Source organism: Acinetobacter sp. AYS6, from assembly GCF_025630795.1.
Taxonomy (GTDB): domain Bacteria; phylum Pseudomonadota; class Gammaproteobacteria; order Pseudomonadales; family Moraxellaceae; genus Acinetobacter.
Genome location: NZ_JAOTNV010000005.1, coordinates 663,713 through 679,329, shown reverse-complemented (window position 1 = coordinate 679,329; position 15,617 = coordinate 663,713). Strand labels below are relative to the sequence as shown.

General features: G+C 39.3%; 15 protein-coding genes. 9 read left to right on the top strand and 6 right to left on the bottom strand.

Annotated features, from left to right (window positions below; translation table 11 throughout):
* Positions 1-109: 109 nt before the first annotated feature.
* The 3 genes from OD757_RS07940 to OD757_RS07930 all read left to right on the top strand — a co-directional run bounded on the left by OD757_RS07940 (position 110) and on the right by OD757_RS07930 (position 3,570).
* The gene (locus OD757_RS07940; RefSeq protein ID WP_009386583.1) at positions 110-2,176 is read left to right on the top strand and encodes a choline transporter; all 2,067 of its coding nucleotides are present in this window, start codon (positions 110-112) and stop codon (positions 2,174-2,176) included.
* 11 nt (positions 2,177-2,187) lie between these two features.
* On the top strand, positions 2,188-2,802 hold the full coding sequence (locus tag OD757_RS07935) for a MarC family protein (RefSeq protein WP_009386536.1): 615 nt from the start codon (positions 2,188-2,190) through the stop codon (positions 2,800-2,802).
* A gap of 252 nt (positions 2,803-3,054) precedes the next feature.
* Positions 3,055-3,570 carry an acyl-CoA thioesterase gene (locus tag OD757_RS07930; protein ID WP_005303245.1) on the top strand — a complete coding sequence of 172 codons (516 nt, stop codon included), beginning with the start codon at positions 3,055-3,057 and terminating at the stop codon, positions 3,568-3,570.
* A gap of 114 nt (positions 3,571-3,684) precedes the next feature.
* On the opposite strand, the gene OD757_RS07925 is transcribed toward OD757_RS07930, so the two are convergent.
* Positions 3,685-3,891, bottom strand: a complete 207-nt coding sequence (locus OD757_RS07925; RefSeq protein WP_009386597.1) for a hypothetical protein — start codon at positions 3,889-3,891, stop codon at positions 3,685-3,687.
* Positions 3,892-4,390: 499 nt separating this feature from the next.
* Here OD757_RS07925 and OD757_RS07920 point away from each other — a divergent pair, with 499 nt between their 5' ends.
* Positions 4,391-5,389 (top strand): CobW family GTP-binding protein, encoded by a 999-nt coding sequence (locus tag OD757_RS07920; RefSeq protein WP_263031483.1) that lies wholly within the window; start codon positions 4,391-4,393, stop codon positions 5,387-5,389.
* A 42-nt stretch (positions 5,390-5,431) separates the two neighbouring features.
* Here the strand turns inward: OD757_RS07920 and dctA are convergent, their stop codons facing one another.
* On the bottom strand, positions 5,432-6,694 hold the full coding sequence (dctA, locus tag OD757_RS07915) for a C4-dicarboxylate transporter DctA (RefSeq protein ID WP_263031482.1): 1,263 nt from the start codon (positions 6,692-6,694) through the stop codon (positions 5,432-5,434).
* 188 nt (positions 6,695-6,882) lie between these two features.
* Here dctA and OD757_RS07910 point away from each other — a divergent pair, with 188 nt between their 5' ends.
* The 5 genes from OD757_RS07910 (at position 6,883) to pgaD (ending at position 11,857) form a co-directional block, all read left to right on the top strand.
* Positions 6,883-7,413, top strand: a complete 531-nt coding sequence (locus tag OD757_RS07910) for a YaeQ family protein (RefSeq protein ID WP_005303252.1) — start codon at positions 6,883-6,885, stop codon at positions 7,411-7,413.
* A gap of 87 nt (positions 7,414-7,500) precedes the next feature.
* On the top strand, positions 7,501-7,839 hold the full coding sequence (locus OD757_RS07905) for an FKBP-type peptidyl-prolyl cis-trans isomerase (protein WP_002117532.1): 339 nt from the start codon (positions 7,501-7,503) through the stop codon (positions 7,837-7,839).
* Between the two features lie 244 nt (positions 7,840-8,083).
* On the top strand, positions 8,084-10,078 hold the full coding sequence (pgaB, locus tag OD757_RS07900) for a poly-beta-1,6-N-acetyl-D-glucosamine N-deacetylase PgaB (RefSeq protein WP_263031481.1): 1,995 nt from the start codon (positions 8,084-8,086) through the stop codon (positions 10,076-10,078).
* A 13-nt stretch (positions 10,079-10,091) separates the two neighbouring features.
* Positions 10,092-11,348, top strand: coding sequence for a poly-beta-1,6-N-acetyl-D-glucosamine synthase (pgaC, locus tag OD757_RS07895; RefSeq protein WP_263031480.1), 1,257 nt, complete (start codon positions 10,092-10,094; stop codon positions 11,346-11,348).
* An 89-nt stretch (positions 11,349-11,437) separates the two neighbouring features.
* A complete protein-coding gene (pgaD, locus tag OD757_RS07890; RefSeq protein ID WP_034676941.1) occupies positions 11,438-11,857 on the top strand; it encodes a poly-beta-1,6-N-acetyl-D-glucosamine biosynthesis protein PgaD in 420 nt (139 codons plus the stop codon).
* A gap of 43 nt (positions 11,858-11,900) precedes the next feature.
* Here pgaD and OD757_RS07885 read toward each other — a convergent pair whose 3' ends face one another.
* From OD757_RS07885 to OD757_RS07870, 4 genes are all read right to left on the bottom strand, one after another.
* A complete protein-coding gene (locus tag OD757_RS07885; protein WP_263031479.1) occupies positions 11,901-12,461 on the bottom strand; it encodes a TetR/AcrR family transcriptional regulator in 561 nt (186 codons plus the stop codon).
* A 28-nt stretch (positions 12,462-12,489) separates the two neighbouring features.
* The gene (locus OD757_RS07880) at positions 12,490-13,368 is read right to left on the bottom strand and encodes an alpha/beta fold hydrolase (protein WP_263031478.1); all 879 of its coding nucleotides are present in this window, start codon (positions 13,366-13,368) and stop codon (positions 12,490-12,492) included.
* A 35-nt stretch (positions 13,369-13,403) separates the two neighbouring features.
* Entirely contained in the window at positions 13,404-14,192 is a 789-nt protein-coding gene (locus tag OD757_RS07875) for a crotonase/enoyl-CoA hydratase family protein (protein WP_263031477.1), read from the bottom strand.
* A 195-nt stretch (positions 14,193-14,387) separates the two neighbouring features.
* A complete protein-coding gene (locus OD757_RS07870; protein ID WP_263031476.1) occupies positions 14,388-15,332 on the bottom strand; it encodes a DMT family transporter in 945 nt (314 codons plus the stop codon).
* Positions 15,333-15,617: the final 285 nt, after the last annotated feature.

Here is a 15,617-nt window from a genome sequence, read left to right as displayed (position 1 = left end):
ACATCTATATATTATTTTTTGCGTTTAAAGTCGTCTTTTCATTATTTTAAATAATAGTGAAAAGACGAAATTAAATATTTTGTTTTTATTTTTATTCCTTGAGGATTGTATGGCAACAGATAATCCAAGAGCAGTTGATGATTTAACATTATCTAAATCTAAAAAAGACCCGCTCAATCGTGTGGTTTTTTATTTTTCAGCTGTACTTATTTTAATTTTTTCTCTCGTCACGTTTTTGTTTAATGATTTTGCAAACCGAGTCATGAACACCGTACTTCAGTGGGTAACCTCAACCTTTGGTTGGTATTATCTGCTTGCCGCAACGCTATATATGGTTTTCGTGATTTTTATTGCCTGTTCAAGATACGGCAATATTAAGCTAGGACCTAAGCATTCAAAGCCTGAGTTTAGTGTACTCAGCTGGTCTGCGATGCTGTTTTCGGCGGGTATTGGTATCGATCTGATGTTCTTCTCGGTCGCTGAGCCTTTATCTCATTATATGCAACCTCCAGTCGGAGCAGGTCAGACCTATGAAGCAGCACGCCAAAGTATGGTCTGGACATTGTTCCACTATGGCTTAACCGGCTGGTGTATGTATGCCTTAATTGGTATGTCATTGGGATACTTTAGTTATCGTTATAACTTACCGCTTACCATTCGTTCTGCACTTTACCCAATTTTCGGAAACAGAATTAATGGGGCAATTGGGCATAGCGTTGATACAGCTGCCGTTATCGGAACAATTTTTGGTATTGCGACGACCTGCGGGATTGGAGTAGTACAGCTAAATTATGGCCTGCATGTATTATTGGGATTACCAGAAAACATCTGGATGCAATTTATCCTGATTGCTGTCGCGGTCGGTATTAGTGTTATTTCGGTGACATCAGGGGTCAATAAAGGCCTGCGGATTTTATCTGAAATCAATATTTATGTTTCGGTCGGGTTATTGCTGTTTATTTTATTCTTGGGAAATACCGAGTTTTTACTCAATGCCCTAGTCCAAAATATTGGTGATTATTTAACCCGTTTCCCGACTTTAGCATTACAAAGTTTTGCTTTTGAACAGCCTAAAGAGTGGATGAGTAGTTGGACTTTCTTCTTCTGGGCATGGTGGATTGCTTGGTCTCCATTTGTTGGACTTTTCCTAGCACGCATCTCAAGAGGACGTACCATTCGTGAGTTTGTGTGCGGTACTTTAATTATTCCGCTTCTATTTACACTTACATGGTTATCCATTTTTGGTAATAGTGCATTGCACAGCGTTATTTTTGAAGGTAACCAAACCTTAGCAGCGACTGTGTTAGCAAATCCGGCACATGGTTTTTATGACCTGTTAGCGCAATATCCGGGCTTTACCTTTATTGCTTCAATTGCCACCGTGACAGGGCTTTTGTTCTACGTGACTTCTGCCGATTCGGGAGCGCTGGTTTTAGGTAACTTCACGACTAAACTTACTAACATTGATAATGATGCTCCTCGTTGGTTAAGTGTGTTTTGGGCAGTAGCAATTGGTTTGCTGACATTAGCAATGCTGATGACCAACGGCATTACCGCTTTGCAAAACGCGACCATCATTATGGGATTACCTTTTAGCTTTGTGATGTTCCTTGTGATGGCAGGACTATATAAGTCGCTGAGGCTTGAAGATTACCGGCAAGCCAGCCGAAGTATGAATGCAGCTCCAGTAGTCGGTAATGTCGATATTCTGAATTGGAAACAGCGTTTAACTCGAGTGATGCATCATCCGGGAACTACTGAAACCCAACGCATGTTAGATGCAGTTTGTCTACCGGCCGTTCAAGCCGTTGCGGGTGAACTTATTAAGCAGGGCATGAATGTAGATGTGCAGCAAACGCCTCTTGAAGATGAAGAAGCGCTTTACCATCTGGACTTCACTATTCATTTGGAAGAAGAACAAAACTTCGTTTATCAGATCTGGCCTGTACGCTATAGCGCGCCTAACTTTAGCCAGCGAGTGAAACGGGGTAAACAGTTCTATTACCGGCTAGAAACCTATCTTTATGATGGCTCTCAAGATAACGATCTGGTGGGGTACAGTAAAGAACAGGTCATTAATGACATTTTAGATAAATATGAAAGACATATGACGTTCTTACATATTAATCGTATTAGCCCGGGGAATCGTCCGTTGTTCCCAGATCCACAAGCTTAAGAGGACAATGCATGGCTTCTCCTTATCTACATTCTTTTGCTTTATTTTTCTCTTTGCTCAATCCATTTTTAATGAGCATTTATATGATTGGCCTGATCCGCCATTCAGAAACAAAGGTGTTTAATAAAGCACTGATTCAGGGAAGCTTGATTGCTTTTGTCGTGTTCATGCTATTTGCATGGGGCGGCGAAGCAATTTTTAGTAAATATCTGAATGTACGTTTTGAAGCCTTCCAGATTTTTGGAGGCCTTATCTTTTTGGTCATTGGCTATCGCTACGTTTTTCAGGGTGCAGATACTATTGGTGAAATGCGTGGTGCACCAGAACATCTAGCTGGCACCATTGCCATGCCGTTCATGATTGGTCCGGGCACCATTAGTGCTGCTGTGGTAACAGGAATGGAAATGTCAATTGGTGAAGCAGCTCTAGTGATTGCCTTTACCTTGTTTTTAACCTGTAGTATTTTGATTTTGATGAAATTTTCACATGATCATTTACGTTATCGACATGCCAAACATATCGATCGTTATTTTGATATTGTGGGACGTTTATCTGCTTTGTTAATCGGAACGATTGCCATTGATATGATTATTAATGGTGTAACAGGTGTGATTACTAAAATATAGCGAGTGACCCGTAAGATCCTGCTATGCCATTAAGCATGGAATAAAATGGCATAGCATCTTTTAAAAAAATTCTAAGATAAATAAGACAGCTTAAAAAATAACTTTAAAAATAATGCCTTAAAAAACTAAATTTTAAAAAACAATCAAAGATATTAAAAAATACAATGCTATGTTGTGGATTTAAACATGTTTTTTTTGTGAATTATCAACCATAATGTTGACTGAGCTTGTTTTAAGACACAGAGTTGAGCTATGCCTACATTAGATGAAATAACCACAGCAACTGATGATCAGTCTGAATTGACGATGTCAGTTTTGATGACGCCTGATATGGCAAATTTTTCAGGTAATGTTCATGGTGGTACGATTCTAAAACTACTAGACCAAGTCGCTTACGCTTGCGCAAGTCGTTATTCGGGTGGCTACGTGGTGACTTTATCTGTAGATAAGGTGAATTTTAAAGAACCTATTTATGTAGGTGAGCTGGTAACCTTCTTGGCAAGTGTTAACCATGTAGGCCGTACTTCAATGGAAGTGGGAATACGGGTTGAAGCTCAAAATATCCAGAAGCGTACAGTGCGCCATACCAATAGCTGTTATTTCACCATGGTTGCTGTTGATGAACAGGGCAAGCCATGTGAAGTACCTCATTTGAAACTTGATACAGAGTGGAAGCGTTGCCGCTTTGAAGCAGCCGAGCACCGCAAAGTTTTACGTCTACAAGAAAATCACAACCCATCTTGTAGCATGTATAAAAAATCTTCTTAAAAAAAAGGATCGAACCGCAGCATGGTTCGATCCTTTCCTTCTTTACCAAAATTCAGCATCCATTTTTCATTTCAGTAAAATTATCTCTGAGCTTGGAGGAGAGTGCTGAGAGAATTAACGAGTTGCTGGTGCTGGTGCAGCTTCAGAAGCAGAACCTACAGCATCAGTTGCAGCATTAGCAGTGTTTGCTTGTTCTTGAGTTGAAACAACTACTTTCTCTTCACCAGCAGTGCTATGCGCTTGTTCATGTTTAGAAGCAGCGAAAGTTGATACTGCAGTTAAAGCTAAAGTTGTTGCAAGTAGAGTCTTAACTAATTTCATGTTATGGCATCCTTAAATTCATTAAAAAAATAAATCAAACCTAATCATTTAAACCTACATGGAATATGTATGGCTGAATAACTAAGCTAGGACACATGCTAAGCCGAGGTTGGGATTACATCAATTAACTTAACAATCTATTACGCCTATCTTAACAATATGAAATATACGGGCCATTTATGTGCGGAATCTGTAAAATTAACTGGCTTAAATACACCTTAAAATGTGAAAGAATATTTCTTGTTGAGTAAAAAAAAACCAATTTTGTTACGGAAACCTAACACTTTGGCATGAATTGTGAATGCACATAAATAGAATATTCCGTTTGAATTATAGTTGTCTAAAGTTAATTTAGATTTTGAATGAGATGTATGTCACATATTAAGTGTTTTGGCCTGATAATTGAAAAGTATATCTTCAAAGTGAAAAATCATTTTCATGGGATTTAAACAGTGATATACCTTTCTTAGTTTTTAAACTTTGTTGATTTGAGCCACTTGTGAAATTTATTGCCCAAAAAACTGTTCCTACCCATATTATTTCCGGTTTTTTAGGGGCAGGCAAAACCACATTATTACAGCATTTATTGAGTCAGAAGCCTAAAGATGAGGTTTGGGCTGTATTAATGAATGAGTTTGGGCAAATTGGAGTAGACCAACAACTCTTACCTCAAGATGAAGGATATGCAGTCAAAGAACTATTAGGTGGTTGCTTGTGTTGTAGTAGTCAATTGCCTATGCATATTGCTTTAGCCCGTCTATTGAGTGAACAAAAGCCAGATAGACTCTTTATTGAGCCGACCGGACTTGGGCATCCTTCACAGTTATTTGACCAACTGACTGAACTGCATTGGCAAAGTAGTTTAGCCATGCGTGCTTTAGTTACTGTTGTTGATGGTAGCCGTTTGCACGATACAAACTGGGTTAAACAAAATCTTTATGAAGATCAGTTAAAAGCTGCCCAGATTGTGGTGGTGTCACATACTGATGTCATGACTTTTGAAGATGATCAGGCGCTTGAGTTATTAAAAGAAGAATATCAGCCTTATCATCAAGAATGGATTAAGACTGAACATGGTCAGTTAGCGTTAAATAAAGTTGATATAGCTGCTCGTTTAACTGAGCGCTCTATTCAACCTTTACTTAAACTTCAAAAACAAATGACTGAAACCGAGGTTAAGAAGGAAATTCAGCAATTACCTTATCATTATGTCGAGTCGGCACAAGGCTATATTGTGGCAGGTTGGAAATTGCCTAAACGCTGGAAATTCGATTTTTATGCTTTGCTAGATTTATTATGCGCGCAGCAGGATTGGCTAAGAATCAAGGGAATTTTTAACACAGATCAAGGTTGGAAAGTTTTTAACTTTAATCCTGATCAGTTTAATTATAAGTCTGGTGAAGAGGGAATTGATAACCGCATTGAAATCATTAGCGAACATCATCACGATTGGTTGGCTTTTGAAACGGCATTACTTGCTTGTCAGCTTAAAGAATAGAGAACATTAAACCAAAGACGATTTAATGTTCTTATAATGGATTTAAGGTTTTGTATCTAACACTGCTTTGGCTTGAGCATGGTCAATATCTTTTTCCCAGTGCGCAATCACTACGGCCGCGACACAGTTACCAATTAAGTTGGTGCAGGCGCGAATAATGCCAATGAACCAATCGACAGATAGTAGAAGTACTAGACCAATCGCAGGCAGGCTTGGAATAACGGAAAGGGTGGCCGCAAGAATAACTAGAGCTGAGCCAGGAATACCGTGTGCACCTTTAGATGTGATGAGTGACACCAACAAAATAGCCAATAGATCGTGGGTGGATAAATCGATATTGCAGGCTTGCGCAATAAAAATTACCCCTAAAGTTAAGTAAATTGAAAACCCATCGAGGTTAAAAGAGTAACCCGTTGGAATGACCAGACCGACGGTTGAATCCTTAATTCCCAGATTTCTGAGTTTTTTCATAATTTGGGGTAAAACAGAGTCAGAAGATGCTGTACCCAAAACAATCGCTAACTCATCTTTAAAATAAGCCACAAATTTGAAGATGTTGAGACCGGTAAGTTTTAAAATTGAACCTAAAACAATAACGACGAATAAAATACAGGTCGCATAAAACAGTAAAACCAAATAGCCCAATTGTACGAGCGAATCTAAACCAAATTTGGCGGTGGTATAGGCCACTGATCCGAACACACCGATAGGCGCTAAACGAATAATCAGACCCATAATTTTAAAGAAGACTTCGGAAAAAGCTTCAAGGGCCTGACGGACTAACTCTGCTAAATGTTTAGGAATTAAAAGTAGCGCTACACCAAATAAAATAGCGATGAGTAAAACTTGTAAAATATCGCCGTTTGCAAAAGCGGCAGTGAATGTTTTCGGGATAATATTGAGCAGAAATTCTGTACCAGTGTGCATTTCATGTGCACGTTCGGTATAGGTGCTTAAATCTTTTGCATCTAAATGACCGATATCGATATTCATACCGACGCCCGGTTTAAATACATAAGCCACGATAATGCCTAAAACTAAAGCAATACTGGTGACTACTTCAAAATAGAGAATGGTTTTTGCACCGACTTTGCCCATTTTTTTGATGTCATTTGCACCATAAATACCAAGCACAACCACACAAAACACAATTGGGGCAATCAGCATCTTAATTAAAGAAATAAAACCATCACCCAATGGTTTTAAAGATAGGGAGAAATCATGAAAACCAGCCCCAACTGCAACTCCTAGCAAGAGAGCACAAAGAACCTGTAAAAATAAACTACGTTTAAGCTTTTGCCACATAAGTCATCAATTTTAGCAAGAGGAGAATATTTCTCTTTCAAGCAAAAAGCCGGCCAACTCTAAAGCAAGCAGAGCGTTTTGGAAGAATATGCAAATTTCCAATTACTATGCTTTGCATTGTTCAGTTTTTTTATAATTTTTACCTAAAATCGAGTATCCTTAGCGCCAAATTTTGGAACATATTAATCATGGCGCTTAAAGCAACAATTTATAAGGCAGACTTGAATATTGCCAATATGGATGACCATATTTATGGTGATTATCAACTGACGCTTGCCTTGCATCCTTCGGAAACTTTAGAACGTTTAATGGTTCGTTTGATGGCTTTTGCCCGTTTCGCAAGTGATGAGCTTGAGTTTACTAAAGACCTTTTTGAAACTGACGAGCCAGCGTTATGGCAAAAAGATTTGACGGGTCAATTAGAAACTTGGATTGAAGTCGGTTTGCCGTCTGAAGATAAAGTTAAAAAAGCCAGTGCGCGTTGTAAAACGGTTGCGGTTGTTGTTTATGGCACACAAGTCGAAGACTGGTGGAAGCGAAACAGTAAAATTAAAACCTTAAGTAACGTTCAGGTGTGGCAAATTGCGCCTCAAAGTACAGCCGAGCTTGAACAGCTCTGTGAACGTACGATGCAACTACAATTAAATGTGATGGACAACGAGTGGACGCTTTTAGGTGAAAAGGGTCAGGCAAATGTTGTTTGGACACAGTTACAGTAATTTAGAAAAGCGCAACAAATTCTACAGATTCAGTTGGTACACTAAGTACTAATTGCGATTTTAGAAATTCAGTTTAAGGGTTAAACCATGTCAAATGAATTAGAAATTATCGATTTAAAAGTAGGTGAAGGCAAAGAGGCTGTTAAGGGTGCTTTGATTACAACTCACTATACAGGTTGGTTAGAAGACGGTACTAAATTCGATTCTTCAATTGATCGCGGTAATTATTTTGAATGCGTGATTGGTACAGGCCGTGTGATTAAAGGCTGGGACCAAGGCATTATGGGAATGAAAGTTGGTGGCAAACGTAAATTAATTGTGCCTGCTCATTTAGCTTATGGTGAGCGTAAAATGGGTAAGATTATTCCAGCAAATTCTAATTTAATTTTTGAAATTGAATTATTCGATGTCAAAACTCGTGACTAGTGAAAATTTGAAAGCCCTTTAGGGGGCTTTCTTGTTTATATGAGCTTTAAATATAAATACATTATTTATTTATATTTTAGCTTTTTGAATATTTAAGATTATTTTCAGATTATTTGATTATAAATGCTGACTGAAAAACTGTTCATTTGTGAGCAGGATGATATTAAGACCAAATTGAAGAAAGTTTGCGTCTTAACATCAAAATTCACATAAATAATCTATATTGCTATTGAGACGCTATTTCATGATTATCCGCTTTGCATCTCCTTTGTTGAACATCACACTTGGCTTGGCCTTGGCTGGCTTGTCAGGTATGGCATTAGCCAAACCACCTAAACTGGACGCTTCAACACTTACGGTCATTGGTTATCATGAAATTACCGATACTAAGAATGCATTAATTCCTCAATATGCGGTCACAACTCAACAATTTAGCCAGCACGTTGAATGGCTACAAAAAAACGGATTCCATTTTATTACGGTTGACCAGTTAATTCGCGCTCATCAAGGTAAATATCAACTGCCTACAAAACCAGTTTTATTAACTGTAGATGATGGTTACCAGTCTTTTTATCAAAATGCATATCCGGTCATTAAAGCTAAAAAAATCCCTGTTGTGCTCGCAGTAGTCGGTTCATGGTTAGAGCCGAAAGCAGGGCAGAAAGTTGATTTTTCAGGTGAAGAAATTCCACGTGATAAAATCTTAAGCTGGGGTGAACTTAAAGAAATGCAAGATAGTGGTTTTGTTGAGATTGCAAGCCATAGCTATCATTTGCACCGCGGTATTACAGGCAACCCACAAGGTAATTCTGAACCTGCTGCCACGACGCGTTTTTATGATGTTAAAACTCAAACCTATGAAAACGATGAACAATATCAGTCACGAATCTATAACGACCTGAAAAAAAATAACGAATTACTCAAAGCACATGGCTTACGTTCACCACGTGTTATGGTATGGCCATATGGTCGCTATAATATGCAAACTGTTAAAATTGCAAACAAATTGGGCATGCCAGTAACCATTACACTTGATGATGGGGCAGACCACGCAAAACAGTCACTACAAAATATGAGCCGTATTTTGGTAGAAGGTGGAATGACCACTGATGATTTGGCTCAAGAAATTAAAAATCGTGAATTAAATTTAACGGACAATAACCGTCCGCAAAAAATCATGCATATTGATCTGGACTATATTTATGATCCAGACCCGAAACAACAAGAGCGTAATTTAGGCCACTTGTTAGACCGAATTAATGGCATGGGTGTAAATACAGTTTATTTACAGGCATTTTCAGATCCAGATGCGAATGGTTCTGCTGATATGGTTTATTTCCCAAACCGCCATATTCCAATGCGTGCCGATTTATTTAATCGTGTTGCATGGCAAATTCAAACGCGTACTGCTGTAAGCCGTATTTATGCGTGGATGCCGCTATTGGCGTGGGAATTACCAAAAACTGATCCTGTTTCTAAGGATTTGGTTGTGACGGAGCAGGCAAAAGCAGGTGAGCACTTGAATATGGGTTATATCCGTTTAAGTCCGTTCTCAGCCGATGCACGTCAAACTATTCGTGAAATTTATCAGGATTTGGCTAAGTCAACGCCGTTTAACGGAATTTTATTCCATGACGACGTGACCTTATCTGATTATGAAGATGCCAGCCCAGATGCTTTAAAAGCCTATGCGAAACAAGGTTTACCGACAGATTTGGCAAAAATCCGTGAGAACGACCAAGACTTGCAAAAGTGGACTGCATATAAGACAAAATATCTAGATGATTTTGCAATGCAACTTGTTGATGACGTGCGACAATATGAGCCATTCTTGATGACTGCACGTAATTTGTATGCGCAAGTTGCGTTAAAACCCTATGCAGAAAACTGGTATTCACAATCGCTTGAAGAGTCATTAAAACGCTATGACTTTACAGCTATTATGGCGATGCCTTATATGGAACAAGTGGATAATGCTGATCAATTTTATAAAGATATGGTTGATCGGGTAAAACAATATCCTAATGGCATCAAGAAAACCGTTTTCGAATTACAGGCAACCGACTGGCGTAAAAATGAAAAGGTACCTTCAACTGAAATGGCAGCAACAATTCACTCACTTTATCAACAAGGTGTAATGCATGTCGGATATTACCCTGATGACCCAATCAAAGATCACCCGGATGTTGACGTAATGCATAAAGCATTTGCTGAAAAATCATCTCGTCTTGTGCCGTAGTCGGGGCTGAAACATGACAATCTTTGCTGCAATATGGTCGCATGCCTTAAAATTTGTTTTTTATTACCCATTATTCATGTCGTATTTATGGATGATGGGTGCGATCATTTTCTATTGGAAAGAACGTCAGGCTCCGCCTTACGATCAACCAGCCCCATTAGAAAGTTATCCAAAAGTTGCTGTATTAGTTCCTTGTTTTAATGAAGGGGACAATGCAGAGGAAACCATTAGCCATGCTTTAAAACTGGACTATCCTCATTTTGAAGTGATTGCGATTAATGATGGCAGCTCGGATAATACAGGCGAAGTACTTGACCGTTTAGCAGAACAACATGAAAAATTGCGTGTTGTTCATTTGGCTCAAAACCAAGGTAAAGCCATGGGGTTGCAAGCCGGAAGCTTAATGACCGATGCCGAATTTTTAATTGGTATTGATGGTGATGCTTTACTTGATCCACATGCAGCAAAGTGGATGATTCGTCATTTCCTTGAAAATCCGACTGTTGCTGCGGTCACTGGAAACCCGCGTATCCGCACTCGCTCAACTTTATTAGGTCGTATTCAGGTCGGTGAGTTTTCTTCGATTGTGGGCATGATTAAACGTGCACAACGTACCTTTGGTCGTTTGTTTACCGTATCGGGTGTAATTACGGCTTTTCGTAAAAGCGCGGTTCACCAAGTCGACTATTGGTCACCAAATATGTTGACTGAAGATATCGATATTACTTGGAAGTTACAGCGTGCAGGTTGGGATATTGAGTTTGAACCGAATGCCTTGGTTTGGATTTTAATGCCTGAAACCTTAAATGGGTTGTGGAAACAACGTTTACGTTGGGCAATGGGTGGCGCACAAGTATTAATTAAAAATATTGATGTGTTCACCAAGCCAAAATTGAATTTTTTATGGCCTTTAATGTTTGAGCTTTGCTTAACTTTAGTTTGGTCATATTTAATGCTAGCGATGGCCTTATTGTGGTTGGCACATTTTATTTTACCTGTACCCGCACTGGCCGTTGTGAGTTCCCCATTTTTACCGTATGGTAGCGGTATTTTATTGGGGGCAACCTGTCTAATTCAGTTTGCTTTAAGCAAATGGATGGATAGTCGTTATGAACCGCATCTAGGAAAAAACTATTTCTGGATGATCTGGTATCCATTGGTCTTTTGGCTAATCACTATTTCAGCAACCATTGTGGCATTTCCAAAAGTCTTACGACGTGGAGATGAGAAACGAGCACGTTGGGTGAGCCCGGATCGGGGCATTCGCTAGAATGAAATGCAAGAGTCATGAGATTTTAAAGATCGTGCTGTATTGATGTCTGGGGAAAAACCACAGCACTTCGTTAGGTAAAGAGAGAAATGAAGACAAATTCGTTGATTATTGATTTACGCCGTCAATTACCATGGCATAAACGCTATGCTTCTACAACAAGCACAGCCATGATGTGGGCGGTTTGGTTGTTGTTGTGGCGTCCTTTTGTGTTTATCTGGGTATTGGCTGAGTTACAAAAAACTCATTTGGTACACCGTTTATTTAATGCCTTTGGTGTAGGGATTGAACATGGCCTTACAGCATTAATTGCTTGTGCAATTTGCTTATTGTTATGGAGCCATGTGCTACCGGAGCGTCGTGTCGGTGGTAGCGCGCTTAAAGCAAAACAGACTGATGATTATGCACGCTACTTTGATTTACCTGAACATGAAATTGAGCAGGGGCGTAGCCAAAAAATTACAGTCGTTCACCACGATGAATTAGGTAAAATTGTTAGAGTTGAATAAGCCTTATCATAAAAATAAAGCCCACTAAAAGTGGGCTTTATTTTTATGAATTGAGAAATCCAAGAATACGTTGCTTAACTTGATTAATATAAAATTCATCCTGTGTCACACGGTACATCAAGATTGCACCTTCATAATCAGCAATACTTTGTTTTGCTAAAATCTCTGCTTGATCGTGAGCAATGCACTTGGCAAAAATAGATTCAATTGCAAGTTGCCAGTCCTGAAAAATACTACGTATTTTGGCTAAAATTTCAGGTGAGCCATATGCCGCTTCCATTGAAATTACCCCAATCAGGCAACCATTCACCCCTTGGGTAAAAAACTGTACAGCACGTTTATGCATTTGCTCAAAACATTCAATTGCTGAGAGTTCTGAATTTGTTGTACTTTCAAATAGAGAATGAATTAAATATTGATGAGTACCATTTAACACTTCGAGCAAAAGCGCCTCTTTGTTTGGATAATAATAATAAAAAGAAGCTTTAGTGAGGCCACAAGCTTTCGCCAGCATGTCCATGCTCGTTCCTGCATATCCATAAGTTTTAAACTGCAAAGCGCAGTGCTTGAGCAGCTCTTCTTTCGCAAGTTTTTGTGGTCTCATTTCACATCATCCAAAACATAAAACAGGTTTATAAAAAACCATCAAAAGTGGTGCGGATTTTATTCCAGATTTGTTCAGCATCTTTTTTAAAGTAGCCCATATGCCCAATGGTTTTCATAGCAACATCTTGAGGTTGAAGACTGAGATATGTGACTTCTGCTTGTCGATAATGTTGCATAAATGCACGGCAAGAAGTGGGTAAAGCCCAGTCATCATCAAGGGCCGAGACTGCATAAATTGGAGTTTTGACAGAAGCATATTGTTCAATTAAATGTTGCTGTTCTGGGTCAGCAAAAAAATACTTAGGGTTTTTACACCATTTACGCCACTGTTTATAAACATTGAGAGGTAAATCGGAACCCATATTAAATTTGCTCCAAGGTAAATAACCTGTCACGGCAACAATGGGGGGAAATACGATATTCCAGACCACTTGAACTTTAAATCGTTCTTTCAGTGGCATGTAGCCGTGCCAACCTGCACCTGTACCAAACGTGTAGCAGGCTAATAATTTCTCATGATTAGGTAAGAGGCCTAGCGCATGGCCACCGTAAGAATGACCCACCATGAAAAGAGGTAAAGGTTCTTTTGATAAATATTCGATAGCACCTGCTAAGTCATATTGTCCCCAGTCTAAATAAGACATATCAAATCCTTTTAAAGATTTGGGACTCGATTTCCCAACGCCTCGATAGTCAAACGTTAATATTTGATAGCCAAATTGCGTCATATATTCAGCAAAGCGGCGGTAAAACTCATGCGGGACGCCTGTTGCTCCAGCAACGACAATATTTGCTTTAGCGAGGGTAGGCGTAAAGTAACGTGTGCCCTTGAGTTGATAGCCATCTAAAGCTGGAAATTGTACATTTTGGCTAAGCTGTTCTTTCGTTTGAGTCGCTGATTGCATTGCTTTTCTCTTTATTTTTCTAGCTTGACTAAGCGTTATTTACCTTTAAAAACTGGAGGTCTTTTTTGCAACATGGCAAAAACACCTTCTTGCACATCTTCTGTGGTGAGCAAAGGTTGAAGATGGCCCTGTAAGTGACTAAATGCAGTTTGATAACCTTCATTGATGGCTTCACGGGCAGAAGCGAGGGTCGCTTTTACAGCCAGTGGCGCAGCTTGTGCGATACGTTCAGCAAGTTCTATTGCACGGTTGAGCTCCGTACCTTCAGGGCATATTTCTGTAATCAGGTTCATCTCAAAGGCAGCTTTTGCATCAAAAGAGTCACCGGTGAGTAAATAGCGCATAGCTTTGGCCCAACCTGCGGCTTGAGTAAATCGTGCTGTTGCCCCACCAAAAGGTAAGATCCCACGTTGGACTTCCATTTGGGCAAACTGAGTATTTTCACTTGCTAAAGCAATGTCTGCATTCAGAAATAGTTCTATACCAGCGGTGTAGCAATAACCTTGTACGGCTACAATCAAAGGTTTACTGAGCTTTCGTCCAACTGTACCCCAGGGGTTAACTTCCTCATCACTAAAATCAAAAACACCTGTGGCGAGTTTAGGTTGTAATTCAACTAGGTCTAATCCGGCTGTAAAATGGTCGCCATGGGCAAAAATAACTGCACAGCGTAAGCCATCATTATTTTCATATTCGGTAAGCGCTAATGATAAATCTTTAATGAGATGGCTATCAAAGGCATTCCGTTTTGCTGCCCGATCTAGACCAATCAAAAAAATATGTCCGCGGGTTTCACGGCTGACTTTTCCTTCTTGATTTGACATATTTGGATGTCCTTTATTTATCTTCTAATAAGTTTTTAAACGATCGTTTAAAAAGTGTCAAATATAATTTATTGACTACTTTGTAAACAAAAATAGAACGGCGATTAAAATAAAACTAAGTTTTTATTATTAAGGTTAATGTAAAGATGAGGGGGAGAATAACCTGACGAGTGTTCTCAATCAGGTTATAAAATATTAAGTTGGACGACGTGAATACATCAATAACCCTAGGCATAACAGGGTTAAACCTAAAATAAGATGTGAGCTAAGCTGTTCATGGTTGAACCATGTCCCCCAAAATGTAGCTAATACTGGGGTGATAATCGTAATAAGTAGTACGGTGGTCGGCTGTAAGACCTTGATGAGTTGATAATAAAAAATCATCGCAAGCACAGATGAAAAAACCGCGCTGTAGAGTACCGCTAATGAAATTTTAAGGCTTGGAAATTCAGTGGGAAGATGCGACCAAAAGAAAGGTAACAAGCATACATAACCGATCCATGAAACAAGAGTAGCACCTGTCATTTGTGTAATGGGTGGAATATGCGCTCCGACAGATTTTACGGCAAACGTCGATAAGACATAAAACAGCATTGCGATCAGTTCTAACATAATACCGACGCGGTTGAGCTGAAAACCTGATGAAGAAAGACCTAAAGTAAAACTCATCCCGACAAGAGCAATACCGAGCCCAAGCCATTGCCATGCCGAGAAACGCTCACGTCCTAATAAAAAGGAGCTAATGAGGCCGGACACTAACGGAGAAGTACCGTAAATAATTGAGATAATGGCAGAGGGAACTTTATCTGCCCCCATGTAGCAAAAGGCCATAGATCCAAATAAGCCAATGGCGCCTGCACAGTAACTTAAAATAGCTTTTTTACTAAAGATGAGCTTTAAACGAAAAAACCTTAGACAGAGTAAGGCGATTGGAATCGCCAGACTGAATCGAATAAATAATCCCCATGCCCAGTGAATTTCTTGTACTGTCCAGACGGCCGCGAGTGGGGTAAGTGACCAAATAATGACGACAGCAATAAATTGGCCGGCTGTAGCGAGGCGAGTTGGAGATGAAGTTAATGCTACAGCCGGCTGAATCTGCGGGGTGGATATACTCTGTTGTTCAAATAATGGCTTCATATAAAGCTCCAGAAAGTTGGGTTTTTGTGTGTTAAAAGGGCATAAAAAAAGCCGCATTTTATGGCGGCTTGTGATGAAAATTCGGGGAATATATTACAATTTAAATATCTCGATTTTCGTATCCAAAGCGCCAAATTGTCCAAAATAAGGACGTCGCCAATTGACCACATCGAACTTAATCTCTGGGGAGTGTAATTGATGCGCTAGACAACAATGGGCTTTGGATAAAAACATGATAAGTATATTAAAAATACAGATGGTATTTTTATAACACAGAAATAGAAA

What these genes read in the sequence shown, in the direction of transcription:
- OD757_RS07930 (WP_005303245.1), top strand. Translation starts at nt 3,055, where the DNA reads ATGCCTACATTAGATGAAATAACCACAGCAACTGATGATCAGTCTGAA.
- OD757_RS07905 (WP_002117532.1), top strand. Translation starts at nt 7,501, where the DNA reads ATGTCAAATGAATTAGAAATTATCGATTTAAAAGTAGGTGAAGGCAAA.
- pgaD (WP_034676941.1), top strand. Translation starts at nt 11,438, where the DNA reads ATGAAGACAAATTCGTTGATTATTGATTTACGCCGTCAATTACCATGG.
- OD757_RS07875 (WP_263031477.1), bottom strand. Translation starts at nt 14,192, where the DNA reads ATGTCAAATCAAGAAGGAAAAGTCAGCCGTGAAACCCGCGGACATATT.
- OD757_RS07880 (WP_263031478.1), bottom strand. Translation starts at nt 13,368, where the DNA reads ATGCAATCAGCGACTCAAACGAAAGAACAGCTTAGCCAAAATGTACAA.
- OD757_RS07910 (WP_005303252.1), top strand. Translation starts at nt 6,883, where the DNA reads ATGGCGCTTAAAGCAACAATTTATAAGGCAGACTTGAATATTGCCAAT.
- pgaB (WP_263031481.1), top strand. Translation starts at nt 8,084, where the DNA reads ATGATTATCCGCTTTGCATCTCCTTTGTTGAACATCACACTTGGCTTG.
- pgaC (WP_263031480.1), top strand. Translation starts at nt 10,092, where the DNA reads ATGACAATCTTTGCTGCAATATGGTCGCATGCCTTAAAATTTGTTTTT.
- dctA (WP_263031482.1), bottom strand. Translation starts at nt 6,694, where the DNA reads ATGTGGCAAAAGCTTAAACGTAGTTTATTTTTACAGGTTCTTTGTGCT.
- OD757_RS07885 (WP_263031479.1), bottom strand. Translation starts at nt 12,461, where the DNA reads ATGAGACCACAAAAACTTGCGAAAGAAGAGCTGCTCAAGCACTGCGCT.
- OD757_RS07925 (WP_009386597.1), bottom strand. Translation starts at nt 3,891, where the DNA reads ATGAAATTAGTTAAGACTCTACTTGCAACAACTTTAGCTTTAACTGCA.
- OD757_RS07870 (WP_263031476.1), bottom strand. Translation starts at nt 15,332, where the DNA reads ATGAAGCCATTATTTGAACAACAGAGTATATCCACCCCGCAGATTCAG.
- OD757_RS07935 (WP_009386536.1), top strand. Translation starts at nt 2,188, where the DNA reads ATGGCTTCTCCTTATCTACATTCTTTTGCTTTATTTTTCTCTTTGCTC.
- OD757_RS07940 (WP_009386583.1), top strand. Translation starts at nt 110, where the DNA reads ATGGCAACAGATAATCCAAGAGCAGTTGATGATTTAACATTATCTAAA.